24 protein-coding genes are annotated in these 24,860 nt (G+C 72.4%); 14 read left to right on the plus strand and 10 right to left on the minus strand.

Going from position 1 to position 24,860, the window contains the following annotated elements:
• Positions 1-173: 173 nt before the first annotated feature.
• On the plus strand, positions 174-2,219 hold the full coding sequence (locus FLW16_RS23190) for a SpoIIE family protein phosphatase (RefSeq protein ID WP_260615489.1): 2,046 nt from the start codon (positions 174-176) through the stop codon (positions 2,217-2,219).
• Here the strand turns inward: FLW16_RS23190 and FLW16_RS23195 are convergent.
• Entirely contained in the window at positions 2,214-3,722 is a 1,509-nt protein-coding gene (locus FLW16_RS23195) for an MFS transporter (RefSeq protein ID WP_142562215.1), read from the minus strand. The two genes, FLW16_RS23190 and FLW16_RS23195, sit on opposite strands and share 6 nt — an antisense overlap.
• A gap of 151 nt (positions 3,723-3,873) precedes the next feature.
• Between FLW16_RS23195 and FLW16_RS23200 the strand changes: the two genes are divergently transcribed.
• Both FLW16_RS23200 and FLW16_RS23205 read left to right on the plus strand, forming a co-directional pair.
• Positions 3,874-4,245 carry a YciI family protein gene (locus FLW16_RS23200; RefSeq protein WP_142562216.1) on the plus strand — a complete coding sequence of 124 codons (372 nt, stop codon included), beginning with the start codon at positions 3,874-3,876 and terminating at the stop codon, positions 4,243-4,245.
• Positions 4,242-5,456, plus strand: a complete 1,215-nt coding sequence (locus tag FLW16_RS23205; RefSeq protein ID WP_142562217.1) for an RNA polymerase sigma factor — start codon at positions 4,242-4,244, stop codon at positions 5,454-5,456. The genes FLW16_RS23200 and FLW16_RS23205 overlap by 4 nt, the downstream gene beginning before the upstream one ends.
• A 16-nt stretch (positions 5,457-5,472) precedes the next feature.
• Here the strand turns inward: FLW16_RS23205 and FLW16_RS23210 are convergent, their stop codons facing one another.
• On the minus strand, positions 5,473-5,655 hold the full coding sequence (locus FLW16_RS23210; RefSeq protein ID WP_142562218.1) for a hypothetical protein: 183 nt from the start codon (positions 5,653-5,655) through the stop codon (positions 5,473-5,475).
• Between the two features lie 248 nt (positions 5,656-5,903).
• Positions 5,904-6,518, minus strand: coding sequence for a TetR/AcrR family transcriptional regulator (locus tag FLW16_RS23215; RefSeq protein ID WP_142562219.1), 615 nt, complete (start codon positions 6,516-6,518; stop codon positions 5,904-5,906).
• 109 nt (positions 6,519-6,627) lie between these two features.
• Between FLW16_RS23215 and FLW16_RS23220 the strand changes: the two genes are divergently transcribed.
• The gene (locus FLW16_RS23220) at positions 6,628-7,419 is read left to right on the plus strand and encodes an SDR family oxidoreductase (RefSeq protein WP_142562220.1); all 792 of its coding nucleotides are present in this window, start codon (positions 6,628-6,630) and stop codon (positions 7,417-7,419) included.
• 55 nt (positions 7,420-7,474) lie between these two features.
• On the opposite strand, the gene FLW16_RS23225 is transcribed toward FLW16_RS23220, so the two are convergent.
• A complete protein-coding gene (locus FLW16_RS23225) occupies positions 7,475-7,675 on the minus strand; it encodes a hypothetical protein (protein ID WP_142562221.1) in 201 nt (66 codons plus the stop codon).
• Positions 7,676-7,746: 71 nt separating this feature from the next.
• On the opposite strand from FLW16_RS23225, the gene FLW16_RS23230 reads away from it, so the two are divergent.
• Positions 7,747-8,982 carry an MFS transporter gene (locus FLW16_RS23230; protein ID WP_142562222.1) on the plus strand — a complete coding sequence of 412 codons (1,236 nt, stop codon included), beginning with the start codon at positions 7,747-7,749 and terminating at the stop codon, positions 8,980-8,982.
• Here FLW16_RS23230 and FLW16_RS23235 read toward each other — a convergent pair.
• Positions 8,979-9,731 (minus strand): TetR/AcrR family transcriptional regulator, encoded by a 753-nt coding sequence (locus tag FLW16_RS23235; RefSeq protein WP_142562223.1) that lies wholly within the window; start codon positions 9,729-9,731, stop codon positions 8,979-8,981. The genes FLW16_RS23230 and FLW16_RS23235 overlap by 4 nt on opposite strands.
• A 198-nt stretch (positions 9,732-9,929) precedes the next feature.
• Between FLW16_RS23235 and FLW16_RS23240 the strand changes: the two genes are divergently transcribed.
• Positions 9,930-11,390, plus strand: a complete 1,461-nt coding sequence (locus tag FLW16_RS23240; RefSeq protein ID WP_142562224.1) for an MFS transporter — start codon at positions 9,930-9,932, stop codon at positions 11,388-11,390.
• Positions 11,391-11,508: 118 nt separating this feature from the next.
• Here the strand turns inward: FLW16_RS23240 and cofC are convergent, their stop codons facing one another.
• The gene (cofC, locus tag FLW16_RS23245; RefSeq protein ID WP_142562225.1) at positions 11,509-12,159 is read right to left on the minus strand and encodes a 2-phospho-L-lactate guanylyltransferase; all 651 of its coding nucleotides are present in this window, start codon (positions 12,157-12,159) and stop codon (positions 11,509-11,511) included.
• Positions 12,160-12,236: 77 nt separating this feature from the next.
• Between cofC and FLW16_RS23250 the strand changes: the two genes are divergently transcribed.
• The 3 genes from FLW16_RS23250 to FLW16_RS23260 all read left to right on the plus strand — a co-directional run bounded on the left by FLW16_RS23250 (position 12,237) and on the right by FLW16_RS23260 (position 15,298).
• Positions 12,237-13,034, plus strand: a complete 798-nt coding sequence (locus FLW16_RS23250) for a 1-acyl-sn-glycerol-3-phosphate acyltransferase (RefSeq protein ID WP_260615490.1) — start codon at positions 12,237-12,239, stop codon at positions 13,032-13,034.
• A gap of 53 nt (positions 13,035-13,087) precedes the next feature.
• Positions 13,088-14,095: an NAD(P)H-dependent glycerol-3-phosphate dehydrogenase gene (locus tag FLW16_RS23255; RefSeq protein ID WP_142562226.1), complete on the plus strand. Its 1,008-nt coding sequence runs from the start codon at positions 13,088-13,090 to the stop codon at positions 14,093-14,095.
• An 87-nt stretch (positions 14,096-14,182) separates the two neighbouring features.
• Positions 14,183-15,298 carry a D-alanine--D-alanine ligase family protein gene (locus tag FLW16_RS23260; protein ID WP_142562227.1) on the plus strand — a complete coding sequence of 372 codons (1,116 nt, stop codon included), beginning with the start codon at positions 14,183-14,185 and terminating at the stop codon, positions 15,296-15,298.
• On the opposite strand, the gene FLW16_RS23265 is transcribed toward FLW16_RS23260, so the two are convergent.
• Together FLW16_RS23265 and FLW16_RS23270 are read right to left on the minus strand one after the other, a co-directional pair.
• On the minus strand, positions 15,299-15,754 hold the full coding sequence (locus FLW16_RS23265; protein WP_142562228.1) for a DUF3515 domain-containing protein: 456 nt from the start codon (positions 15,752-15,754) through the stop codon (positions 15,299-15,301).
• A gap of 23 nt (positions 15,755-15,777) precedes the next feature.
• A complete protein-coding gene (locus FLW16_RS23270; RefSeq protein ID WP_142562229.1) occupies positions 15,778-16,011 on the minus strand; it encodes an Lrp/AsnC family transcriptional regulator in 234 nt (77 codons plus the stop codon).
• A 65-nt stretch (positions 16,012-16,076) separates the two neighbouring features.
• Between FLW16_RS23270 and FLW16_RS23275 the strand changes: the two genes are divergently transcribed.
• The 3 genes from FLW16_RS23275 (at position 16,077) to thiD (ending at position 19,474) form a co-directional block, all read left to right on the plus strand.
• Positions 16,077-17,027, plus strand: coding sequence for a thiamine-phosphate kinase (locus FLW16_RS23275; RefSeq protein WP_142562230.1), 951 nt, complete (start codon positions 16,077-16,079; stop codon positions 17,025-17,027).
• Between the two features lie 310 nt (positions 17,028-17,337).
• A complete protein-coding gene (locus FLW16_RS23280) occupies positions 17,338-18,600 on the plus strand; it encodes a hypothetical protein (RefSeq protein ID WP_142562231.1) in 1,263 nt (420 codons plus the stop codon).
• 76 nt (positions 18,601-18,676) lie between these two features.
• On the plus strand, positions 18,677-19,474 hold the full coding sequence (gene thiD, locus FLW16_RS23285; protein ID WP_142562232.1) for a bifunctional hydroxymethylpyrimidine kinase/phosphomethylpyrimidine kinase: 798 nt from the start codon (positions 18,677-18,679) through the stop codon (positions 19,472-19,474).
• Between the two features lie 4 nt (positions 19,475-19,478).
• Here thiD and FLW16_RS23290 read toward each other — a convergent pair whose 3' ends face one another.
• Both FLW16_RS23290 and rpmB read right to left on the minus strand, forming a co-directional pair.
• Positions 19,479-20,366 carry an NAD(P)H-binding protein gene (locus tag FLW16_RS23290; protein ID WP_260615491.1) on the minus strand — a complete coding sequence of 296 codons (888 nt, stop codon included), beginning with the start codon at positions 20,364-20,366 and terminating at the stop codon, positions 19,479-19,481.
• Between the two features lie 77 nt (positions 20,367-20,443).
• On the minus strand, positions 20,444-20,629 hold the full coding sequence (rpmB, locus tag FLW16_RS23295) for a 50S ribosomal protein L28 (protein WP_079312702.1): 186 nt from the start codon (positions 20,627-20,629) through the stop codon (positions 20,444-20,446).
• Positions 20,630-20,835: 206 nt separating this feature from the next.
• Here rpmB and FLW16_RS23300 point away from each other — a divergent pair, with 206 nt between their 5' ends.
• Complete coding sequence (locus tag FLW16_RS23300) at positions 20,836-22,410, plus strand: DAK2 domain-containing protein (RefSeq protein ID WP_142562233.1); 1,575 nt, start codon at positions 20,836-20,838, stop codon at positions 22,408-22,410.
• A gap of 36 nt (positions 22,411-22,446) precedes the next feature.
• Positions 22,447-24,609 (plus strand): ATP-dependent DNA helicase RecG, encoded by a 2,163-nt coding sequence (recG, locus tag FLW16_RS23305; protein WP_142562234.1) that lies wholly within the window; start codon positions 22,447-22,449, stop codon positions 24,607-24,609.
• Positions 24,610-24,860 lie beyond the last annotated feature (251 nt).

The following is a 24,860-nucleotide window of genomic DNA, read 5'->3' on the forward strand; positions in this document are numbered from 1 at the left end:
GGAGCCCCCGGGCGCCGTTCGTCGTTTCCTGCCCTGTCCCGCAGCGGCCCCGAGCCGTGGCCCACCTTCTTGACCTGCGCAAACGTGTGTAATCTTCAGGTAAGCGAGTCGGGGGGCGCGTATGCGGGGGACCTGCCGACCGTGTGCGTACGGTTCGACCGGGGGAAGGTGCAGTGCACGTCGGCCAGCAACGAGAGATCAGCCGCGTCCCGATGGACGTGTTCGACCAGGCGCCGGTCGGAGTCCTGGTGACCCGTGGGGAAGACCATCGGCTGCTCTACGCGAACGACGCCTTCGAGGCGATGTTCGGGGACCGGCCGGTCGGGGCGCCGGTCCGGGAGGGCCTCTGCGACGTCCTCGGGCAGGACACCCTCGCCGTGCTCGACGAGGTCTGGAGAACGGGGGAGACCGTGCGCCACGAGGTCTCCGTGGCCGTGGACCGGAGCGGCGACCCATGCGAGCGCCTCTTTCGGATGAGCCTTTCCGGGATTCCCCTCCAGGGCGGCGAGAGCGGACTGCTGGCGGTGGTCCAGGAGATCACGGCGCAGGTCCTCGCCACGCGGCGGGTCCGCGTCCTCGAGAAGGAGTGGCGCCGCCTCCAGCGCCGCTATCAGAGCATGGTGTGGGCGGACGCGCACATGGTGTGGGTGACCGGCCCGCACGGCGAGTCCAGAGAGGTGAGCCAGGGCTGGCAGCGGCTGACGGGACAGACGCCGGAGGAGAGCCTCGGCCACGGCTGGCTGCGGACCCTGCACCCCGAGGACCGCCTGCCCGCCAAGGAGTCATTCGACAAGGCCACAGAACAGGCGGTCTCGCTCTACGAGCAGATCTACCGCGTCCGCACCCCCGAAGGCACATACCGGCACATCCGGTTCCGGGCCGTGCCGGTGCACGAGAACGGCGCGCTGGTGGAGTGGGTGGGCGCCTCCACCGACGTCGAGCAGGAGTGGCAGGAGGAGCGCCGCCGCCGGCTGCTGGACCGCGCCGCCGCCGCGGCGACCGACATCACCAACCTGGAGGAGATGTGCCAGGCGATCTCCGACGTGATCGTGCCGGAGCTCGCCGACGCGTGCCACATCTACCTGCTCCCCGAGTCGAGCGGTAGCCTCTGGCACGCGCCGATCGTCGCCGAGCGCGCCGCCGCCGCCGTGCGCCCTGGCCTGCCGACGCTGCCGCCGCGGCGCAAGGAGTATCACCCCGTCGACGGCGGGTTCATGCGCGCGGTACGGCGGCGCGGCCCCGTCCACGAGTCCTTCCCTCCTGGACGTCCTCCGTTCCCCTGCGCCGACATGGTCGCGAAGTGGCTGGCCGAGGCCCGATCGCACAGCATGGCCCTTTTGCCGATCGTCGTCGAGGGCGAGGTGGCTCTCGTGGTCGCGACCGCCGTCTGCGGGGATCGCCCGCCGATCGCGGCGGACGACGTTCACCTGATGCGGGAGATGCTCGACCACGCGCACGACGCGATCAGCAAGGCCCTGCGCTTCCGCCGTGCCCAAAGGGTGGCGCTGGCCCTGCAGCACAGCCTGCTGGCCGAGCCGCCCCACGTCCCCGGCCTGGAGCTCGCCGCGCGCTACCAGGCGAGCCCGACCGCCGCCGAGATCGGCGGAGACTGGTACGACGCGTTCCTGCTGTCCTGCGGCGCCGTCAAGCTGGTCATCGGCGACGTGGCCGGGCACGACCTGGCCGCCGCCGTGTGCATGAGCCAGGTGCGCAACATGCTGCGGGCGCTCGCCGTCGACCGCGACGAGTCGCCCGGCGACGTCCTGCGGCGGCTGAACAGGGCCCTGGAGACCCTGAACGGCGAGAGCACGGCCACCTGCGTCCTGACGCGTCTGGAAAGGGACGACGAGGGCCTGTGGCGGCTGACGTACTCGGTGGCCGGGCACCCGCCGCCGTTGCTGGTGACCGGCGAGGGGGAGGGGCGATTCCTCCAGGACGCGGGCAACCCCCTTCTCGGCCTCTGCCACGACCAGCCGTGGATCAGCGCCGCGCGGCCGTTGCCGCCGCACAGCACCCTGCTGCTCTACACCGACGGCCTCATCGAGCGGCGGGGAGAGGACCTCGGCGAGGGGCTCGAACGGTTGCGGCGGTGTGCGGAGCCGCTCGCCCGCGAACCCCTGGGCCGGTTCTGCGACGAACTGCTCACCGGGATGCCGGTGACGGGGGAGGACGACGTCGCCATGATCGCCCTGCGGGTGCCGCCGGAAGGGTGGTCATGAGGGAGTCGCCTCGTAGCCGGGGACCGCGGCCCGGGCGGCCCGGGCGGCCCGGGTCGCCGGGCGCATCGCCAGGACCAGCACGGCCAGCCCGGCGAAGATGACCGCGGCGACGACGCCGGTGACGTGCAGACCGGCCGTGAACGCCTCCCGTGCGGCGTGCAGCAGGTGCGCGGCCTGGGCGGCGGGAAGGTGCCGGCCGGCGGCGACCGCGTCGGCCAGCGAGTCGGACGTGCCGTCCATCCGGCCGCGGTAGACCACCGCGGCCACCACACCGAGCAGTGCGAGGCCGAGCGAACCGCCGAAGTAGTTGCCGGTCTCCGACATCGACGCCGCCGAGCCGGCGCGCTCCGGCGGCACGGACCCGACGACCAGCCCGGTGCCCAGCGCGAACAGCGGGCCCGTGCCCAGCGCCAGCGTGGCGATGCCGATCACCACCAGCGGCAGGGCGCCCGCACCGGCCGTGCCGACGCCGGCCAGCAGCAGGCTGCCCACCGCCGACCCCGCCAGCCCGCCGGCGATGGCGGTCGTCCGCTTCACCCGCCGGGCCAGCGCCGGCGCGGCCATGGTGCCGGCCGCCGTGCCCAGGCCCATGGGCGCGAACAGCAACGCCGACGTGACCGGCGAGAAGCCCAGCACGCCCTGCAGATACTGGGTCACCATCAGGCCCGTGCCGGCCATGGCGACGCCGGCGAAGACCAGCGCGACGAGCACGGCGGTGAAGGGGCGGTTGCGCAGTAGCCGCAGGTCCAGCAGCGGCGCCTCCAGCCGCAGCTGCCGGCGTACGAACAGGAATCCGACGGCCACGCCGGCGACGAGGGCCACCGCCGGGACGGCCGACACGCTCTCGACGGTCAGTTGCTTGATCCCGTAGACCGTCAGGAGCACCGCCACGAGCGACAGTCCGACGCTGGCCGGGTCGAGCCGGCCGGCCTGGTCGCTGCGGAACTCGGGCAGCAGGACCGGCCCGGCGAGTAGCAGCAACGCCATCGCCGGCACGGCGACCAGGAACACCGAACCCCACCAGAAGTGCTGGAGCAGGAACCCGGCGAGCACGGGTCCGAGCGCGCCGCCGGTGAACTGGCAGGCCGCCCAGATCGCGATGGCCTTGCCCCGCTGCCGTTCGTCGCGGAACATGTTGATGATCAGAGCGAGTGTGGACGGCGCGAGGGTCGCCCCGGCGACGCCCAGCAGGGCACGCGCGACGATCAGCATCAGCGGGCCGACCGCGAAGGCGGCCACGACCGACAGCACCAGGAACGCCGCTCCGCCGATCAGCAGCAGCCGCCGCCGGCCGATCCGGTCGCCGAGCGTGCCCATCGTGATGACCAGGCCGGCCACCATGAATCCGTAGCTGTCGCTGATCCACAGCTGCTCGACGTTGGTGGCTCCCAGGCCGGCGCTCAGTTGCGGCAGCGCGAGGAGCAACGCCGTCGCGTCGATCGCGACGAGCAATGCCGGCAGCGCCAGGACGACCAGTCCCAGCCATGCCCGGTTGACTCGCATCAGTGGAACTCCCTGTTCTCTCGACGTCTCGCCGTGTGGTCGGAGCGGCCGGGAGTTTTTTGACACGGGTGCGTGTCAAGACGAGGGCGGCGGCTCCGACCAACCGGTGGAAGGGCCCGAAGGGGGGCTCGCGAACCAGGAGGAGAACGAGATGAAGTTCCTGATCAGCCTGCACATCAACCCGGCCGTGCTGGACGCGCTGACCGACGAGGAGAAGGCGGCGATCGGCGAGGGCCACGGCAGGTTCATCGAGGCGCTGAAGCAGTCCGGAGAGCTGATCACCACGCAGGCGCTGGTCGACCCCTCCCAGGCGGCGGTGGTGTCCGTGCGCAACGGCCAGCCGGTCGTCACCGACGGCCCCTTCCTGGAGTCCAAGGAGTATCTGGGCGGCTTCTATCTGATCGACTGCGAGGACAAGGAGCGGGCGATCGAGCTGGCGGCGCAGATCCCGGACACCGCGATCGAAGGTCTCGGCGTCGAGGTGCGGCAGGTCATGTTCGCTGACGGACAATTGGAGGCATGACAGCACCGGTCATCGAGGACCTGCTGCGTGAGCTCACGCCGCAGGTCCTCGGCGCGTTGGTACGCAGGCACGGCCAGTTCGAAGGGTGTGAGGACGCCGTGCAGGAGGCCGTCCTCGCCGCCGCCGTCCAGTGGCCGGCCGAGGGGGTGCCGGACAACCCGCGCGGCTGGCTGGTGACCGTCGCGTCCCGGCGGCTCATCGACCAGATGCGCAGCGACCACGCCCGCCGCGAGCGGGAGTCGGCGACGGCCGCCGTCGAGGTCATGCCGGAGGACGTGCCGAGCACCGACGACACCCTCGTCCTGCTGTTCCTGTGCTGCCATCCCACGCTGACCGCGGCCTCCCAGGTCGCCCTGACGCTGCGGGCGGTCGGCGGCCTGACCACCGCCGAGATCGCCCGCGCGTTCCTGGTGCCGGAGGCCACGATGGCGGCCAGGATCAGCCGGGCCAAGCAGCGCATCAAGGCCGCCGGCAGCTCGTTCGGCCTGCCGGACGGCGCGGAGCTCCAGGAGCGGCTTCGGGTCGTCCTGCACGTGCTCTACCTGATCTTCAACGAGGGCTACACCGCCTCCTCGGGCAGCGATCTGCACCGCGCCGACCTCGCGCACGAGGCGATCCGGCTGACCCGGATGGTGCACGCCCAGCTGCCCGAGGACGGCGAGGTGACCGGGCTGCTCGCGCTGATGCTGCTGACCCACGCTCGCCGGGAGGCCCGTACGACCCCGGCCGGCGACCTGGTGCCGCTGGACGAGCAGGACCGCACGAAGTGGGACCACGGGCTGATCGACGAGGGCGTCGAACTGGTCAAGGCGTCGCTGGCCGGCCCGGCGCTGGGGCCTTACCAACTTCAAGCCGCCATCGCCGCCACGCACGCCGACGCGGCCACGGCCGAGGAGACCGACTGGCCGCAGGTGCACGCCCTCTACCTGATCCTGGAGCGCATCGCGCCCAACCCGATGGTCACCCTCAACCGGGCGATCGCACTCGCCGAGATCGACGGCCCGCGGGCCGGGCTGGCCCTGCTGTCCACCTTGGACGGTGACGAGCGGATGACCGGGCATCACCGGTTGCTGTCCGTGCGCGCGCATCTGCTGGAGCAGACCGGCGACACGGCCGGGGCCTACGAGCACTACCGGCGTGCCGCGAAGTCCACGGCCAGCATCGCCGAGCAGCGCTACCTGGAGTCCCGGGCCAGCCGGGTAAGGGCATAGATTCCGCCCCGAGCCCTCAGACCCCCAGCAGGTGCCGGAGGACCAGCAGCCCGATTTCCAGCCCCACCTGCAGGCCGATCCCCGCCTCGGCGGAACCCACGAGCGCGAGGGCGAGAGGCATCAGGACGGGGAACAGGACACGGGCCGTCCGGCTCAGGAACTGCGGCAGCGTGAACGGAACGGAAATCGTGATCGTCATGACGGACCTCCTGTGTCGTGCCGGGCGTCCGGCACGGATGAGAACCCGTCACCTGGCGTGACAGCGGGCGGTGACCGCCTCGACGACGCCGGAGCTCCGCGTCGTGCCGGGGAAGGTGACGGGACGGGCTGGTTGTGGACTACTGCCGGAAGTCATCCCGACCACCTCCTCACAGTCGTGCGGCGGAGCCTCTCCAGTAGAACCCCCGCCGGCTGATCGGGTCAAACCCGCCCTGGTCAGGGGACCGGTCAGGCGATGACCGGCGCGGCGGGGGAGCCGCATCCGCGCAGCAGGGTGTCCACGACCCGGGTCGCGAGGGCCTCGGCGTCCCCGCCCCCGGACGCCCCTTCGGCGGCGGCCTCGTGAATCAGGGCGTAGTAGACGCGGCGGGTCCAGTCGAGGTCGGCGTCGGGACGCAGCACGCCCGCCTCGCGGGCCCGTAGGAACAGCCGCTCGCAGTCGTCGCGGACCTCGGCATGCACGCGGGCGGCCTCGGGGTGGGCGCCGTCGGACGTACGGCTCATGGCGAACCACCAGTCCGTCTTCACCCGCAGGACGTTGGCGGTGACCTGGTAGAGCGCGACGAGGGGCGGAGTGTTCTCCGTGTGGGCCGACTCGACGGCCTCGGCGAACCGGCGGGCGGCCCAGCCGGTGAGCTCCTCCACGAGCGCCTCGCGGGTGGCGAAACGGCGGTGGACGGTCGTCCGGGCGACCCCGGCCGCCTGCGCGACCTGCTCCATGGTCGCCGCCGGGTTGGCGGCGAACACCCGCTCGGCCGCCTCGAGGATCGTCCGTACCGTCCGCTCCGAGTCGGCGCGGAGCGGACGCTTCCCTTGCTGCGAGGACTGATGGACTGTCGTCACCGTCACATGCTACCGGGAGGCTTCAGTTGCCTCAGAACTTGCAACATCCATGTAGCGAGTAATAGTGTCACGGCATCATCGAAGTCGCGCATGGTGGAGAGGGATCCGCATGGACATGGGACTCAAGGGACGTACCGCGCTGGTGACGGGTGCCAGCCGTGGCATCGGGCTGGCGACCGTCGCCGCGCTCGCCGCGGAGGGCGTCCGCGTGGTGGCGGCGGCGCGGAACGTCACCGCGGAGCTGAAGGAGACGGGCGCGATCGCCGTGCCGGTGGACCTCTCGTCACCCGAGGGCCCGGCGCACCTGGTCGAGCGCGCGGTCGCCGAGCTGGGGGAGGACCTCGACCTGCTGGTCAACAACGTGGGCGGCGGGGACCCCGGCGCGAACGCCGTCCGTGGATTCCTCGGCTTCGCGGACGACGAGTGGCTCTCCTGGTTCGAACTCAACTTCTTCGCCGCCGTCCGCACGACCCGCGCCGCGCTGCCCGGCGTCCTGCGCCGTCGCGGCGTGATCGTGAACATCTCCTCGAACGGCGCCCGTATGCCGCACGCGGGTCCGGTGCCGTACACCACGGCGAAGGCGGCGCTCACCGCGTTCGGCAAGGCCCTGGCGGAGGAGGTCGGGCCGCAGGGAGTGCGGGTGAACACGGTCTCGCCCGGTGCGGTCCGCACCGCCCTGTGGGAGGCGCCCGACGGCTACGGCGCGGAACTGGCGGCGGCGCTGGGAGTGCCGCACGAGCAGTTGCTGGCCGCGCTGCCGGCCCAGACGGGCATGACCACGGGACGGCTGGTCGAACCGGCGGAGGTGGCCTCCCTCGTGACCTACCTCGCCTCCCCCCACGCGGCGAGCGTCAACGGCGCGGACCTGGTGATCGACGGCGGAGCGATCAAGACGGTCTGACACGCCAGGGCGTCGGAAAACTCAGGATGTCGGAAAACCCAGGGCGTCGGGAAATTCAGGGCATCGGGAACGTGGAGAGCGTCACGTAGGTGACGCGGCCGTCCGCCATGACGAGGGCGACCCGCTGGCCGGGGCGCAGGTGCCGCAGCGGCCCGGCGTCGAACGCCCCGCCGTCGAAGGGGATCCGAGTGCCGTCGTCGAGGAAGACCCAGCCCGAGCGGGTCGCGGGGTCGAAACTCTGCACCGTCGCCTGCACGCCGCCAGCCTACCGCCGCGTGCGGAAAATCCTTTGACCGGTGGATCTTCCGGCTGCCAGCATGTCCCGCCATGACCGAGGCGGCACCGAGGAGCCTGTGGCGCATCCGTGACTTCCGGCGATACGCGGGGGCCGACGCGATCAGCAAGCTCGGCAGCGAGGTCTCCCTGGTCGCCCTGCCGCTCACGGCGGCGCTCACCCTCCACGCGAGCCCCTTCCAGGTGGGGTTGCTCACCGCCGCCGAGATGCTGGCGTTCCTGCTGGTCGGCCTGCCCGCCGGAGCCTGGGTGGACCGCATGCGGCGCCGTCCCGTGCTGGTCGCCGCCGACGCGGTCCGCGCGCTGGCGCTGCTGTCGATCCCGGCCGCGGCCGCGCTCGGCGTGCTCGGCCTGCCCCAGATGTACGCCGTGGCCCTGGTGAACGGGCTGTGCACGGTCTTCTTCGACGTCGCCCACCAGAGCTACCTGCCGTCCATCGTCGGCAGGGAGGACCTCGCCCGCGGGCACGGCACGCTGGCGGCGAACCAGTCGCTCGCCCAGCTCGCCGGCCCGGGGATCGGCGGCTGGCTGGTGCAGGCGCTCACCGCCCCGATCGCGGTGGTCGCCGACGCCCTCAGCTACGCGGGGTCCGCGCTGCTGCTCCTCGGCGTACGCGCGGACGAGAAGCCCGGCGGAAGGGACGCCAGGGGCGAGGGCCGTCGGCTGTGGTCGGAGATCGCCGAAGGGCTCCTGTTCGTCGCCGGGCAGCCCGTCCTGCGCCGGGTCGCCGCCGTGGGGGCGCTGATGATGCTGTCCTTCGGCCTGTGGTCGGCCACGGTGCCGCTCTACCTCGTCCGCGAGGTCGGCACCAGCCCCGGCACGTACGGAACGCTCCTGTCGGCCGGCGCGGTGGGCGGGGTGGCCGGCGCCTGGCTCGCCCCGCGGATCGCGGCCCGCCTGGGAACGGGCCGGGCCATGTACGCCGCGGCGTGGGCGGCCACGGTCTGCACGGCCCCGCTCGCGCTGACGGCGGCGGGCCCCCGCCTGCTGATCCTCCCGGTTGCCCTGGCGGCCGGCGGGGTGGCGACCACCGTCTTCAGCGTGGCGCAGGGGGCCTACCGACAGTCGATCTGCCCGCCGCACCTGCTCGGCCGGCTGAGCGCCACCATGCGGTTCCTGATGTGGGGCCCGATGCCGCTCGGCGGCCTGCTGGCGGGCACGCTGGGGCAGTTCGCCGGGGTGCGCGTCGCGTTCTGGACCGCCTGCGGGGTCTACACGCTCGCCCACCTGCCGGTCCTGCTCGCACCGCGGATCCGCGAGGTCATCTAGGCCTCCTCGCGCTCCTTGCCCTCCTCGTCGGGGTCCGGCTCGCCGATGTAGGAGGCGAGGCCGCGCAGGATGATCTCCAGGCCGAGCTCGAACCGGTAGTCGTTCGACTCGTCCACCATGATGTCGGCGAGCGCCACCAGGTTCGGGAACCGGTCGGGCGGCAGGGAGGCGAAGTACTCGTTGACCTCGTCGCGGAGCTTGTGCCAGGAGGTGTGGGTCTCGCGGTAACGCTGCTGCCAGAGGCTCTCCTCCAGCGCGAACCCGTTGATATACGTTGACAGCATGTCGCCGGAGATGGCCAGGACCCGCCGCGGCATCCCGGAGGCGCCGAGGACGGCCATCAGCCGCTCGACGTAGGGGAGCAGCTCCGGCGTGAACGGGACGTGCCCCATCGCGAGCTTCGTCAGGTCGCGACGGCTCAGCAGCCGCTCACGCGCCTGGCGGGCGAAATCCTTGACCTGCTCCCGCCAGTGCTCGGGGTCCGGCTCGGGAATCTCGTAGCCCTCGAACATGCGGGTGTACATGAGCTGCAGCAGCTCGTCCTTGTCGCGTACGTGCACGTACAGCGCCGAGACGGCGACGCCGAGCTCGGCGGCGACCTGCCGCATGCTCAGCCGGTCGTAGCCCTCACGGTCGAGGACCGTGTAGGCGGCGTCGACGATCCGCTCACGGGTGAGGGGCACCCTGGCCGGCGTACGTCGCTTGGGCGGACGCTCCCACGGCGGTGTGGGCATGTCCGGCTGCGTCATGAAGGACCTCCCGCTGTTCCGCCCATGCTAATGAACAACGCTCCGCATTCAGGAACACCGCTCTGTGGACGAGATATATCTTGTGCCTCGCGCAAACGAGATATATCGTGGTGAACATCGAACTTGGCGCTGAACACTGATCGGTGATAGAACAGCGCTCACTTTACTATGAACACTGTTCAGTCCCAGGGAGGGATGATGTCGGAACCCACGACGGCGACCGCGCCGGCGGCGGCGACCGGGGCGCCGTACCGCTGGCGCTGGGCGGCGCTCTTCGTGATCCTGGCCGGTGAGGTCATGGACATGCTCGACGCGATGGTCACCAACATCGCGGCGCCCGACATGCGCGCCGATCTCGGCGGCTCCGAGGCCGTCATCCAATGGCTGGGCGCCGCCTACACGCTCTCGATGGCCGTGGGGCTGATCACCGGCGGGCGGCTCGGGGACATCTTCGGCCGCAAGCGCATGTTCCTGATCGGAGCCGCCGGGTTCACCCTGGGTTCCCTGCTCTGCGCCGTCGCCCAGTCGCCCGAGATGCTGGTCGGCGCCCGGGTGATCCAGGGCCTGTTCGGCTCGGTCATGCTGCCCCAGGGCCTCGGCATGATCAAGGAGATGTTCCCTCCCGAGGACGTGGCCAAGGCGTTCGGCATGTTCGGGCCGGTCATGGGCCTGTCGGCCGTCGGCGGCCCGATCCTCGCCGGCTGGCTCGTGACGGCCGACTTCTGGGGCACGGGCTGGCGGATGATCTTCTTCATCAACCTGCCGCTCGGCCTGGCCGCGCTCCTCGCCGGGCTGCGCTTCCTGCCCGAGTCGAGGTCGCCGCGGCCGCCGCGGCTCGACCTGGGCGGGGTCGCGCTCGCGTCCGTGGGCGCCTTCCTGGTGATCTACCCGCTGGTGCAGGGCCGCGAGCACGACTGGCCGGTGTGGGCGTTCGTGATGCTCGCCGCCTCGGTGCTCGTGTTCGCCGTCTTCGGCTGGTTCCAGTCCCGCCGCAGCCGCGCGGGCGGCGACCCGCTGATCGTGCCGAGCCTGTTCCGCAAGCGCGCGTTCACCGGCGGCCTGTTCACCGGCATGGTGTTCTTCTCCGGCATGGCCGGGTTCATGCTGGCCTTCAACCTCTACTGCCAGCTGGGACTCGGCTACTCGCCGCTCAAGGCGGGGCTCGCGACGGCTCCCTCCTCGGTCGGCACGCTTCTCGGATTCGGCGTCGCGATGGGGCTGCAGAAGTTCGGGCGCAAGCTGCTCCAGGGCGGCACCCTGATCATGACGCTGGGCGTGATCGGCGTCGTGCTCACGCTGAACATCGCGGGCATGCACGTCAGCCCGTGGCAGCTCGCCCCCGCGCTGGCCATCAGCGGTATCGGCATGGGCATGCTGATGGCGCCGTTCTTCGACATCGTGCTCGCCGGCGTGGAGGAGCACGAGACGGGCTCGGCGTCCGGCACGCTCACGGCGGTGCAGCAGCTGGGCAACGCGTTCGGCGTGGCCCTGCTCGGCACGGTCTTCTTCGACCTGCTCGGCGACGTGCCCAGCGCCGGGAGCTTCGACCAGGCCATGAAGGTCACGCTCTGGGTGGTCGCCGGCATGCTCCTGCTCACCTTCGTCGTGGCCTTCCTCCTGCCGAAGCAGGCCCGCGAGAACGCGGAGGCGGCCCACTGACGCGACATCAGGGGCGATCACGCCGGAGCGGGGGCTCGGCGTGATCGCCTTTCGCGTGTCCGGCCGCCTTCCGCCCACGTCCGCCCGTCGCGACCGGCGGGGCGGGCGCGGCCGCCCGCTACGGCCGGGGGGCCGTGCCGCCGAGGATCAGGGCGGCGACCTCGGCGGTGGCGGGGCCGACGCCCAGGACCAGGGCCTCGCGCAGGTCCTCCACGGTGTCCACGTCCCTGCGCACGGACGCGATCCCCGGCGGGGTCAGTTCCTTGGCCCCCCGGGACAGGTGCCTGACCCGCGACTCGCCGCCGAACCCCGGCCGGAAGGACACACCCGGCCGCACACCGTAGAAGGTCGTCCCCACCTCGGCGGCGTCGGGGACGAAGGCCTGGTCGAACTCCGATGCCGCCGCGAGCACCGTCTCCAGCTCCGCCGGCCGCAGGGCGGGCAGGTCGGCCTGCAGGGCGCCGACGGCGTCGCCGGGCGCGAGCCGTACGGCCTCCTCCGCCCCGGTTCGCAGGGCGGTGTTCAGCCCCCGATCGGGGTCGGCCACCACATGAGCCCCGAGCGCGGCGAGCCGCCGCGCGGGCAGCGGGTCGGCCGTCACGACCACCACGCGGGCCACCAGGGGGCACCGCAGCGCCGCCGCCACGGTGTCGGAGGCCACCGCGACCGCCAGATCGGCCCGGTGCGGCCCGGCCGCCGCCGCGAGCCGCGTCTTGGCCCGGATCAGGGTCTTCACCGGGACCACTATTGACCATCGCGCGAGGTGCATGCCTGTAGCATCCCGCCTCGACATCGCCCTTGGCCAACCGGGAGACTTGTGCCGGATCCCGGTGATTTGGAGACCCTGTGAGCCACCCCAGCGAGCCCTCGTCCGACCCGACCACCTCCTCGGCCACACCCGCAGCGCCGGCCCCCGCCGGGGTGAGCCGGCGTGCCGGCCGGCCGCCGCGCTTCTGGGAGACGCTCGCGGTCGTCGTCGTCAAGCCGCTCTCACGGCTGTTCGTGAAGCGCAGGTGGCGCGGCGGGGAGCACATCCCCCGCAGCGGCGGTCTGATCATCGCGGCCAACCACCTGTCGTGGTCCGACCCCGTGCTGCTCTCGCACTACCTGTACAACAACGGGCGGTGGCCGACGATCCTGGCCAAGGCGGGTCTCTTCCGGATCCGCGGGCTCGGTCACGCCATCGCCCAGCTCCAGGCCATCCCCGTCGAGCGGAACAGCACCGAGGCCACCAAATCGCTCAAGATCGCGGAGGAGCGGCTGCGGAGCGGCGCCTGCATTCTGTTCTATCCCGAGGGCACGATCACCCGCGATCCCGACCTGTGGCCCATGGTCGGCAAGACCGGTGTCGCCCGGCTGGCCCTCGCGACCGGCGTGCCGGTCGTCCCGATCGCTCACTGGGGCGCCCAGGAACTGCTGCCGTACGGGGCGAAGAAGCCCCGCCTGCTGCCCCGCACGACCTTCCACGTGCTGACCGGGCCGCCGGTCGACCTGTCCAAGTACGCCGGGCAGCCCATGCGCGGCTCGGTTCTGCGCGACGCGACCGCGGACATCACGGCCGCCATCACGGACCTGCTCGCCGAGATTCGGGATGAGAAGGCGCCGGAGGTCCCTTATGACCCCAAGAACGCGGCCAACGGCTGAGCGGAGCGTACGGTGAGGGAGGAGCGCGCGGAGCAAGAGGAGTGGTGCGGCCAGTGAGCAGGGCGGCTGTTTTCGGAACGGGCTCGTGGGGCACCACGTTCGCGATGATCCTCGCCGAGGCCGGCACCCCCACGACCCTGTGGGGCAGGCGGGCGGAGATCGTCGACGCGATCAACGAGACCCGGGAGAACCCCGAGTATCTGCCGGGGACGCGGCTGCCCGACACCATCCGCGCCACGACGGACCCCGCCGAGGCCATGGAGGGCGCCGACTTCGTGGTCCTCGCGGTGCCGTCCCAGACGCTGCGCGCCAACCTCCAGGGCTGGAAGCCCCACATCCCGCCGGAGGCCGTGCTGGTCAGCCTGATGAAGGGCGTCGAGCTCGGCACCTGCAAGCGGATGAGCGAGGTCATCTGCGAGGTGGCCGAGGTGCCGGAACGCCGGGTGGCCGTGGTCTCCGGGCCCAACCTGGTCCCCGAACTGGCCCAGCGGCAGCCCGCCGCCGCCGTCGTCGCCTGCTCCGACGAGGAGGTGGCCGCACGGCTCCAGGAGGCGTGCCATCTGCCGTGGTTCCGGACCTACACGAATCCGGACGTGGTGGGCGTCGAGCTCGGCGGCGCGGTCAAGAACGTCATCGCACTGGCCGTCGGCGTCGCGGTCGGCATGGGCCTGGGCGACAACGTGCGGGCGACGCTCATGACGCGGGGGCTGGCCGAGATCGCCCGGCTGGGCGCGGTGCTCGGGGCGGACCAGCACACCTTCGCCGGCCTCGCCGGGATGGGCGACCTCGTCGCCACCTGCACCTCGCCGCTGTCGCGCAACCGCACGTTCGGCGAGAACCTGGGCCGCGGCATGACGATGGCGGAGGTCGTCGCCGCCACGAAGCAGACGGCCGAGGGGGTGAAGTCGTGCGAGTCGGTGCTCGAACTGGCCAGGAAACACGACGTGGAGATGCCCATCACCGAGGTGGTCGTCGGCGTCGTCCACGACGGCATGACCCCCGGTGAGGCCGCCGTGCTGCTGATGTCGCGTACCCCCAAGCCGGAGCGGTACGGCGTCTGACCAGGGTCTGATAGGGGATAACGGACCTCCACGACGCGCGTGGCTGACAAGCCGTTTTGCGCCTCGAACACGGTAGATTCGGGCATCATGAATGAGGATCGCGAGTCCCCGTCACGCGTGCGCGTGGCAGTCGTCTTCGGCGGCCGCAACTCCGAGCACGCCGTCTCCCTGATGGGCGCCGGTAGTGTGCTGGAGGCCATCGACCGGTCGAAGTACGAGGTCATCCCCATCGGCATCGCCCAGGACGGGCGCTGGGTGCTGGCGTCGGGCAACCAGTCCTACGCGATCGAGTCCGGCCGCCTGCCCGTCGTGGAGGACTCCGGCACGGCGCTCGCGCTCCCCGGGGACTCCGGCGCCCTCGTGGCTCTCGAATCCGGTGAGATCCCGCGCGCGCTCGGCCGGGTGGACGTCGTGTTCCCGATGCTGCACGGGCCGTTCGGCGAGGACGGGACGATCCAGGGCCTGCTGGAGATGGCCGGCGTCCGCTACGTGGGCTCCGGTGTGCTGGCCAGCGCGGTCGGCATGGACAAGGCGTATATGAAGCTCGTGCTGCGCGCCGCCGGGCTGCCGGTCGGCCCGTTCGTGGTCGTACGCGACCGTGACTGGCGGCTCGACCGCGGCCGGGTGCTCAAGGAGGTCGAGGAGCTGGGCTGGCCGGTGTTCGTCAAGCCGTCCAGGGCCGGGTCGTCGCAGGGCATCTCCAAGGCGCACGACCCCGAGTCGCTGGAGGCGGCGATCGAGGTCGCCCGCGAGCACGACCCGAAGGTGCTGGTCGAGGCCGCCATCGTCGGCCGGGAGATCGAGTGCGCGGTGCTGGAGTCGCTCGACGACGCCGCCCCCGAGGCGAGCGTCCCCGGCGAGGTGCTCGTGCGGGGCGACCGCGAGTTCTTCGACTTCGAGGCCAAGTACTACCCCGACCAGATGGCGCTCCAGGCGCCGGCCGACATCCCGGCCGAGGTGGCGGAGACGCTGCGGTCCATGGCCGTGCGCGCGTTCGAGGCGCTCGGCTGCGAGGGCCTGTCGCGGGTCGACTTCTTCTACACGCCGTCGGGCGAGCTGATCGTCAACGAGATCAACACCATGCCGGGCTTCACGTCGCTGTCGGTCGCGCCGCAGCTGTGGGCCGCCACCGGCCTGCCGTACGCCGGCCTGGTCGACCACCTGATCCAGCTCGCGCTGCGCCGGCGCGCGGGTCTGCGGTAGCTACTCCGGGATGCTCGACTTGATCGGCTCGGCCAGGTCGACCAGCACGGCCCCGGCTTGGTGCCCCTGCCCGATCGTCACCTCGACGTACGCGACCCGGTTGGTGGACGTGAACAGCGTCGGCCGGCGCGGGTCCTGGAACCAGCCGACGCCGTTGATGTCGGCGACCTCCGCCGTCGGCTCCATCGCGGCCGGCCTGGGCACGCCGCAGCGCAGGGCGATCTGGCCGTCACCCCAGACGGCGACGTACGGCGAGGGAGGCTCGGAGGCGGCCCGGTCGAGCCCGTCGAGCGTCTTCGGCAGCGCCGCGTCGAGCTTGCGGCAGGCCGCCGCCGCCTCGCCGGTCGGCGTGGGCGGCTCCACGTGGACGGTGGACGAGCAGCCGGTGAGCAGGGCGAGCGTGGCCAGGGCCGTGCCTGCCAGCGCGACGCCTACGGGCCCCTTCGCCTCTCGCATCGTCTCCCCGGCTCGTGTTCCGCTCAGATGTGGACGATCGGACACGTCAGTGTACGAGTGATGCCGTTCACGGCCTGGATCTGGGCCACCACGAGCTTGCCGAGCTCGTCCACGTTGTTGGCCTGGGCGCGGACGATCACGTCGTAGGGGCCGGTGACATCCTCGGCCTGTGTCACCCCGGGGATGGAGGAGATCTCCTCGGCCACGTTGGCGGCCCTGCCGACCTCGGTCTGGATAAGGATGTAGGCCTGCACCATGACGTCCTCCGGGTAGAGATCAGTGCCGGAGCGTAACCGTACCTCGAATGCACTAGGGGTGTGCTATCACAGTCGGAGATCTCGGCGAATTCGGAGTAATTCAGCGGATATCAGGACGCCTTCCGCGGACTGCGGCCGTACTGCTGGGCCCCGGCGACGACGCCGCGGTCCTGAAGGCCCCCGACGGGCGGGTTGTCGTGAGCACGGACCTGCTGATCGAGGGTAGGCACTTCCGCCGCGACTGGTCGAGTGGCTACGACATCGGCCGTAAGGCGGCGGCGCAGAATCTTTCCGACATCGTTGCCATGGGAGCCGATCCCACCGCCCTCGTGGTCGGCCTGGGGCTGCCCGCGGACGTCGGCGCCGACTGGGTGGACGCCCTGACCGACGGCTTCCGCGACGAGTGTGACCTGGTGGGGGCGACCGTGGCGGGGGGCGACATCGCCCGCTCGGAGACCGTCGTGCTCGGCGTGACCGCGCTTGGCGACCTCGGCGGCCGGTCCCCGGTGACCCGGTCGGGCGCGCGTCCGGGCGACGTGGTCGCCGTGGCGGGCCGCCTCGGCTACGCGGCGGCCGGCCTGGCCCTGCTCGGGGCGGGCGTGACCGGCGGTTCCGCGGATCTCGTGACGCTGCTGGAGGCGCACCGCCGTCCCCGGCCGCCGTACCCCTGCGGTCCGCGGGCCGCGCTGCTCGGCGCGACGGCGATGCTCGACGTCAGCGACGGCCTGCTGCAGGACCTCGGTCACGTCGCCGACGCGAGCGGCGTGGCCGTCGAACTGGACGCCGCCGCTCTGCCCGTGCCGGAGGCGTTGTCCGCGGCGGCGCGCGAACTCGGCGCGGACCCCCTGGAGTGGGTGCTGACCGGCGGCGACGACCACGCTCTGGCCGCGACGTTCCCTCCCGAGGTACGGCTTCCGCCGGAGTGGACGCGTATGGGGGCGGTCACGGAGGGTCGCGGAGTGCGGGTCGACGGGCAGACCTGGACCAGAGGGGGATGGGATCACTTCCGTGCGTGATGTGAAATTTGTGACATAGGCGTATTAGGTCTGTTATTAAGTATGGCGGTCGGCAACAGGAAGGACCGTCATGGGCCGTCACACGGCAGGACGCAAGGCACGAGAGGGACAGCCCTCCCCGGCTCAGGACGACCCCTCAGAGAGGGGTGCCGGCCCGGACCACCTGGCCTTCCGTCCTCCGGCGACGCCGGATGACACCCCGCAGGCCCACTCCGGGCCGCGGCCGGGCGGCGGGCACGCGCCCTGGCCGGCACCGCCATCGGAGACGACCGGCGGCCCTGTGAGAGGCCCTGTGACAGCCGGTGGAGCTGTGACAGCCGGTGCCGCGGTGCCGTGGCCCGTGCCGCCGTCGGAGGCGACGACCGGGATGTTCGCCGCCCTCTCGCCCGAGAGGCTGGAGTCCGAGAGCCTCACGCCGGAGAGTCTCAAGCACGGGAGCCTGGGGTCCGGGAGCCTGACGCCGCCGTCCGAGCGTCTGGTGACGTCCGGAGGCGCCGGGGACCGTGACCTTCCCGGGCAGGACCGGGACGACCGTGCGAGGCAGCCGAGGCGGATGCGGCGGCTGGCGCTCGTGTCGGGGCTGTCAGTGCTGCTGGCCGTGGGTGTCACGACCGGCGGCGCCCGGCTGATCGCCGGGCGGACCTCCCTCACCATGGAGCAGCCGACGACGGCCTGCCCGACCTCGGAGAACTGCGCCGCCGCGGACGGGCCGCACGGAGCGTCCGGATCCGGCCAGGCCCTCGGCGAGACGCCCGCCCCGGGTGATCCGACCGGCGACCCGGTCCAGGACGGCCAGGAGGACTCCGGCACGACCGGTGCCGATCAGGGTGGCACAGACCAGAACGACACGGGGAAGAACAAGGCGGCGCAGGGCGGGTCGGCGGCTCCTCAGGCCACGCCGGTTTCCACCGCGGCCTCGAAGGGCCGGGACCGCGACCACGCGTCCGCCCGTACGCGCACCCCGTCGACCGCCGCCCCGCGTGCGTCGGCCCACGCGTCTCCGCGGGTGGGCGATGCTCCCGCCGCCGTCACGGCCGCCCCGGACGACACGACGGGCACCGCGTCCGATGACGGCGCGACGCCCGGTGAGACCGCGCTGGACGACACCGACGACACCGGGAGCACAGGGGACGCCGGGGACACCGCGGGCGCGGACGAGGCCGGCACCCGCCCCGACCGCACGACCGGCACGAACCACACGACCGGTACGAACACGGCGCGGACGAGATCCGCTCTCGCCGGCGGCGGTCCGGCCGTGGGGGTGCGCTTCACGGTGACAGACCGTGACCGGAGCGGCTACACGGCCCGGATCGCCGTACGCAACGAGGGACCTGCCATGCCCGCATGGACCATCCGGCTGGCCGTCGGCGGGCAGGTGACCGCGGTCGAGGGGGCGGACTGGCGGCAGCAGGGCGACACCCTGACCCTGAGCTCGCAGGCCAGGCTGGACGAGGGCGGCACGCTGACGCTGACCGTCCACGCCGACGGCGCGTCGGCCGCACCCGCCGACTGCGTGCTCTCCGAGGGGCGATGCGAGGTGACCGGCCCCGGCCCGTCCCGGCGCGGCGACTGACCGCCCCCGTCGGGTCCGCCCGGCCGGGGACGGGGCGTTTTCGGGGGAGCGGCGGGCGTTTTGATTGGATGGGCGCATGACCACCCCACCACGTGTCCTGACCATCGCGGGCTCGGACTCCGGCGGCGGCGCCGGCATCCAGGCCGACCTGAAGACCATGCTGGCCCTCGGCGTGCACGGCATGAGCGTCATCGCGGCCGTGACGGCGCAGAACTCACTGGGCGTGCAGGGCTACTGGGAACTGCCCCCGGAGGCGGTGCGGGCACAGCTCGACTCGGTCCTCGGCGACATCGGAGCCCAGGCGATCAAGACGGGCATGCTGGCGTCGTCCGCGCTGGTGGAGACCGTCGCGGAGGTGCTCGCGGGCGTGGCCGCGCCGGTCGTGGTGGACCCGGTCGGGGTGTCCAAGCACGGCGACAGCCTGCTCGCGGCGGAGGCCGTGGAGACCGTCAAGAGCATGCTGCTGCCGACCGCGACCGTGGTCACCCCCAACCTGTGGGAGGTCGAGCAGCTCACGGGCGTCAAGGTCGAGGATGAGGACGACCTGCCCCGCGCCGCCGAGGCCGTGCTGGCCCTCGGCCCCAAATGGGCGCTGATCAAGGGCGGCCACCTCCCCGGGGAGCCGGTCGACCTGCTCACCGACGGGTCGAGCGCGCACCGTTTCACGGCCGAGCGGCACGACAACCGGCACACCCACGGCACCGGCTGCACGCTCGCCTCCGCGATCGCGTCGTACCTCGCTCTCGGCGAGGACGTGCCCGGCGCCGTACGGCGGGCCAAGGAGTACGTCACGGGCGCGATCGCGCACGGCTTCCCCCTGGGCGCGGGCATCGGCCCCGTGGACCACGGCTGGCGGATGCGGGCGGACGCCTGAGTCGTCAGCGGAAGTCTGCGGCGTGGTCGACGGCCCACTGCCGGAATGATCGCGCGGGCCTCCCGACGATCTCCTCCACCGTCGACGTGATCAGGTCGGACCGGGGTCTACGCGTGCTCGCCAGCAGCGCCTCGACCAGGGCGGGCGGCCGTCCGTCCGCGAGCATCCGCTCCCGTGCCGCCTCCACGGGGACCTTCTCGAAGCGCAGCGGACGGCCGATCGCCTCGCCGATCACGCGGACCTGGTCGGCCCTGCTCACCACCTGCGGTCCGGTCAGCACGTGCGTGGCGCCCACGTGCCCGTCGCCGGTCAGCACGCGTGCCGCCACGGCCGCGACGTCGGCCGGGTGGACCACCGCCGTGGGGGCGATGTCGGGGCCGCGTACGACACCGTCCTGCCGGATCTGCCCGGCCCACCCCAGGGCGTTGGAGGCGATCGTGTCGGCACGCAGGATGGTCCACTCCAGGCCCGACGCCTCGATGAGGCTCTCCATGCCGGCGTGGAGAGCGTTGATCGGATCGGTCTGCCGCTCGGCGCCCTCGTTCACGCCCGACGACGACAGGTAGACGAGGCGGCGGGCGGAGCCCGCGATCGTGGCGAGGACGGCCGGCGCGCCCTCGGACGTGAGGAAGGGCCAGACCAGGAACACCGTCGTGATCCCGCTCAGCGCCCTTTCCAGGGTTTTCGGCTCGGACAGGTCTCCTGTCGCGATCTCCACGCCTTCCGGCAGGCGGGTCGTCCGGGCGGCATCGCGGACGAACGCGCGCACCGGGACACCGGCGTCTATGAGCTGAGCGGCGACTTCCCGGCCGACGTTGCCGGTCGCGCCCGTCACGAGGATCTGGGCCATGACCGTGATCAACCGCACCGTGCCGGGGTTATTCCGGTTCACGCCCTCGCCGTCGCCGGTCGCAGGAGCACGAGAGCCCGCCACCGATCCGGTGGCGGGCTCTCGAGGGAGTCAGACGGTCAGCGCGAGACCTTGCCCGCCTTGATGCAGGAGGTGCAGACGTTCATCCGCTTCGGCGTCCCGTTGACCACCGCGCGCACGGTCTGGATGTTGGGGTTCCAGCGGCGGCGGGTGCGGCGGTGCGAGTGGGAGATGTTGTTGCCGAAAATCGGCTTCTTGGCGCAGACGTCGCAGACGGAAGCCACGGTAATCGCTCCTTTGAATCAGTCGATCGGCCCGGCGCCGGTGCAGCGGCTCGTCCGAGCAATGCCGGGACAACCGGCTGGCCACACGAGGATATCCGATGTTCGCCGGTGCACGCCAAACGGGACTCCGGCGAACGGGGATAGTCTCGTACCCGCCAACGGTAGCGCATCGAGGGGCAGGAGCGCGCGGAAGGAAGGTCGGCCTGATGCTCAAGGTGCTCGATCCCCCCGCGGTGCGCCGCTGGTCGCGCCACTGCGCGGCGGCCCTCGGCCGGGCCAGGGCGGAGATCGACGCGCTCAACGTGTTCCCCGTGCCCGACGGGGACACCGGCACGAACCTGCACCTCACGATCCTGTCGGCGGCCGAGGCGGTGGACGCGCTGCCCGGCGACGCGGACGCGGGCGCCACGTGGGAGGCCCTGACGCGTGGGGCCCTGCTCGGCGCGCGGGGCAACTCCGGGGTGATCGTGAGCCAGGCCGTCAGGGGCATGGGCGAGGTGCTCGGGCGCGCACAGGGAGGCGGCGCCGACCTGCGCGACGGCCTGACGAGGGCGGCCGAGATGGCCAGGGCGGCGGTGGTCCGGCCCGTGGAGGGCACGGTGCTGAGCGTGCTGTCGGCCGCGGCGCATGCCGTACGCGACGCGCCCGACGACCTGACCGAGGTGGCCTGCCGGGCGGCGGACGAGGCACGGCGGGCCCTGCGCCGTACGACGGGTCAGCTCGGCGTGCTGTCCCGCAACGGCGTGGTGGACGCGGGCGCGGCCGGGCTGGTGATCTTGCTGGAGAGCCTGGCCGAGGTGGTGACCGAGGCGTACAGCGAGCGGCACGAGGTGCCTGCCCCGGCCGGGCGGATCGCGCCTGAGGAGCTCGGGCGGCGGGACGCGGGCGGCCCCGGTTACGAGGTCATGTACCTCCTGGACGCGGGCGCGCACGAGGTGGACCGGCTGAGAGGCGAGCTCGACGCGCTGGGGGACAGCCTGATGATCGTCGGCGGGGAGGGTCTGTGGAACGTCCACGTCCACGTGGACGACGCGGGCGCGGCGATCGAGGCCGGGCTGCGGGCGGGACGCCCGCATCGGATCAAGGTGACCTACCTCGGGGGACGGCCGCACGAGCCGGGCCCTGCGAGGGGCGTCGTCGCGGTCGCCGCGGGAGACGGCCTGGCGGCCCTGTTCCGGGAGGCGGGAGCGGTGGTCGTGCGGCGCGAGCCGGGCTCGGCCCCGACGGCGGCGGCCCTGTTACGGGCCGTCCGCGAGGCCGGGACCGAGGTGGCGGTGCTGCCCAACGACGCGGCAGTGCACGACGTCGCCGTGGCCGCCGCGGAGATCGCCAGGGAGGAGGGCGTGACGGTCAGCGTCCTGCCCACCCGGGCGTCGGTGCAGGGCCTGGCCGCGCTGGCCGTGCACGACCCGCTGCGCCGCTTCGACGACGACATCGTGGCGATGACCGACGCCGCCGGGCACACCCGCCACGGGCACGTGTGGGTGGCCGATCGCGAGGCGATGACCAGCGCCGGGATCTGCCGTCCCGGTGACGTGCTCGGGGTGGTGGACGGCGAGGTCGCGCTGATCGGCGCGGACCTGGCCGCGACCACGGTGGAGGTCGTCCGGCGCCTGGTCTCCGGCGGCAGCGAGATGGTCACGCTCGTCACCGGCGCCGGCGCGCCCGAGGCGCTCCTGCGGGCGGTGCGCGACCACCTGGAGCGCGTCCGACCGGACCTGGAGATCGTCGTGTACGAGGGCGGGCAGGGCGGCTATCCCCTCCTCATCGGCGTCGAGTAGCCGGATTGTCGGCCTGTACGGGTAGGAATTGGTGTCGTGACGAGCTTCGACGAGCCGCTCAAGAAGGTGGTCGGCAGGTCGGCCGCCCCGCTGGAGAGCGCGCTGGGCATCAGCACGGTCGGTGAACTGCTGCGCCACTATCCGCGGCGGTACGCGCAGCGGGGGGAGCTGACGCCCATCGCGTCCCTGGAGCACGACGAGCACGTCACCGTGGTCGCCAAGGTGTCGTCCGCCGTGCGCAGGCCGATGAAGAACCGGCAGGGCACCTGGCTCGACATCGAGGTGACCGACGGCAAGGAGAAGCTGCACCTGGCCTTCTTCGGCAAGGGCGCCTACGTCGCCGAGCAGCGGCTCACACCGGGCACGGAGGCGATGTTCTCCGGCAAGGTCGGCGTCTTCGTCGGCGGGAGGACCAGGCGCGTCTCGCTCACCCATCCCGAGTACGAGTCGTTCGACGAGACGGAGGAGACGGCCGAGGAGTTCGCCTCCGCGCTGGTGCCGATCTACCCCTCCGCCCAGGGGCTGCCGAGCTGGAAGATCCGCCGGGCCGTGCGCACGGTGCTCGACGTGCTCAGCCTGGACGACCCGGTGCCCGCCGAGATACGGGAGCGGCTGGGGCTGCTGCCGATCGAGGAGGCGCTGCGGCGCGTCCACCGGCCCCGGAGCCAGTCGGACGTCGCCCGGTCGCACGACCGGCTGAAGTTCGACGAGGCGTTCGTCCTGCAGGCCGTCCTGGTGCGGCGGCGCATGGCCGCGTCCGCCTGGCTCGCCAGGGCCCGCCCAGGGCGCGACGACGGGCTGCTGCGCGAGTTCGACAAGCGGCTGCCGTTCCAGCTCACCGAGGGGCAGCGGCAGGTCGGCGAGGAGATCGCCGCCGACCTCGCCCGTGAACACCCCATGCACCGGCTCCTGCAGGGCGAGGTCGGCGCGGGCAAGACCGTGGTCGCGCTGCGCGCGATGCTCCAGGTGGTCGACTCCGGCGGGCAGGCCGTGCTGCTCGCCCCCACCGAGGTCCTCGCCCAGCAGCACCATCGGTCGATCGTGAACATGCTGGGCGATCTCGCGGCCGGCGGGATGTTCGGCGGGACCGCGGTCGCGCTGCTCACCGGCTCGATGGGGGCCGCCGCGCGGCGCGGCGCGCTGCTCGACGCGGCCTCCGGCGCGGCCGGCATCGTGATCGGCACCCACGCCGTGCTCCAGGAGCACGTCCAGTTCGCCGACCTCGGGCTGGTCGTGGTGGACGAGCAGCACAGGTTCGGCGTCGAGCAGCGCGACGCCCTCCGCGAGAAGGGCGGCGGCGGACGTCCCCACGTGCTGGTCATGACGGCGACGCCGATCCCGCGCACGGTGGCCATGACCGTGTTCGGCGACCTGGAGGTCTCCACGCTCTCCCAGCTCCCCTCGGGCCGGGCCCCGATCACCACGCACGTGGTGCCCGCCGCGGAGAAGCCCCACTTCCTCGACCGCGCATGGCAGCGGGTCCGTGAGGAGGTCGGCCTGGGCCGCCAGGCGTACGTGGTGTGCCCGCGCATCGGCGACCAGGAGGGCGACGAGGGCGACCTCGCGAAGGACGACGACGAGCGCAGGCCGCCCCTGGCGGTGCTCGACGTCGCGCGCATGCTCGGGGAGGGTCCGCTGGCCGGCCTGCGGATTCAGGCGCTGCACGGCAAGCTCGCGCCCGAGGACAAGGACGCGGCGATGCGCGCCTTCGCCCGGGGCGAGATCGACGTCCTGGTCGCGACCACGGTCATCGAGGTCGGCGTCGACGTCCCCAACTCGTCGGTGATGGTCATCATGGACGCCGACCGCTTCGGCGTCTCCCAGCTCCACCAGTTGCGCGGCCGGGTGGGCCGGGGCGGCCTGCCCGGGCTGTGCCTGCTCGTGAGCGAGGCCCCGGAGGGCACCCAGGCGCGCCGCAGGCTCGACGCGGTGGCCACGACCCTCGACGGGTTCGAGCTGTCCCGTGTGGACCTGGAGCAGCGCCGGGAGGGCGACGTGCTCGGCGCCGCCCAGTCGGGGCGCAGGTCCTCCCTCAAGCTGTTGCAGCTTCTGCGCGACGAGGACGTGATCGAGAGCGCCAGGACCGAGGCGACCGCCCTGCTGTCCGCCGATTCCGAGCTGTCGGCCCACCCGGCCCTGCGTGCCGAGATCGACACCATGGTCGCCGACGAGCGCGCCGAGTTCCTCGAAAAGGCGTGACCGCCGGCGTGAGGGCGGGAAATTGAAACGGGCGCCGTGTGAACACGACGCCCGTTGACGACCCAGGGCCCAGCCTTGGGACGGCCTCCCCCCGAATGCCGCCCCCGGCTGGGCCCGCCCTCGGGTCAGGTGCCGAGGGCGCCGACGTGCGGAAGGGCTCACGACCACGCCGGCCGGCCTTCCCCTGGGTCACCGTGAAGGCCGCAGAACTCATGATGCGCATGTGACGGAGCCCGCGATACGACTCTTAC

The organism is Microbispora sp. KK1-11, from assembly GCF_006874435.1.
GTDB classification, from domain to species: Bacteria; Actinomycetota; Actinomycetes; order Streptosporangiales; family Streptosporangiaceae; genus Microbispora; species Microbispora catharanthi.

Excerpts from the sequence above, each read along its gene's own strand:
- FLW16_RS23195 (WP_142562215.1), bottom strand. The coding sequence starts at position 3,722 with ATGCGAGTCAACCGGGCATGGCTGGGACTGGTCGTCCTGGCGCTGCCG.
- FLW16_RS23200 (WP_142562216.1), top strand. The coding sequence starts at position 3,874 with ATGAAGTTCCTGATCAGCCTGCACATCAACCCGGCCGTGCTGGACGCG.
- FLW16_RS23205 (WP_142562217.1), top strand. The coding sequence starts at position 4,242 with ATGACAGCACCGGTCATCGAGGACCTGCTGCGTGAGCTCACGCCGCAG.
- FLW16_RS23210 (WP_142562218.1), bottom strand. The coding sequence starts at position 5,655 with ATGACGATCACGATTTCCGTTCCGTTCACGCTGCCGCAGTTCCTGAGC.
- FLW16_RS23220 (WP_142562220.1), top strand. The coding sequence starts at position 6,628 with ATGGACATGGGACTCAAGGGACGTACCGCGCTGGTGACGGGTGCCAGC.
- FLW16_RS23230 (WP_142562222.1), top strand. The coding sequence starts at position 7,747 with ATGACCGAGGCGGCACCGAGGAGCCTGTGGCGCATCCGTGACTTCCGG.
- FLW16_RS23235 (WP_142562223.1), bottom strand. The coding sequence starts at position 9,731 with ATGACGCAGCCGGACATGCCCACACCGCCGTGGGAGCGTCCGCCCAAG.
- FLW16_RS23240 (WP_142562224.1), top strand. The coding sequence starts at position 9,930 with ATGTCGGAACCCACGACGGCGACCGCGCCGGCGGCGGCGACCGGGGCG.
- cofC (WP_142562225.1), bottom strand. The coding sequence starts at position 12,159 with ATGCACCTCGCGCGATGGTCAATAGTGGTCCCGGTGAAGACCCTGATC.
- FLW16_RS23260 (WP_142562227.1), top strand. The coding sequence starts at position 14,183 with ATGAATGAGGATCGCGAGTCCCCGTCACGCGTGCGCGTGGCAGTCGTC.
- FLW16_RS23265 (WP_142562228.1), bottom strand. The coding sequence starts at position 15,754 with ATGCGAGAGGCGAAGGGGCCCGTAGGCGTCGCGCTGGCAGGCACGGCC.
- FLW16_RS23270 (WP_142562229.1), bottom strand. The coding sequence starts at position 16,011 with ATGGTGCAGGCCTACATCCTTATCCAGACCGAGGTCGGCAGGGCCGCC.
- thiD (WP_142562232.1), top strand. The coding sequence starts at position 18,677 with ATGACCACCCCACCACGTGTCCTGACCATCGCGGGCTCGGACTCCGGC.
- FLW16_RS23300 (WP_142562233.1), top strand. The coding sequence starts at position 20,836 with ATGCTCAAGGTGCTCGATCCCCCCGCGGTGCGCCGCTGGTCGCGCCAC.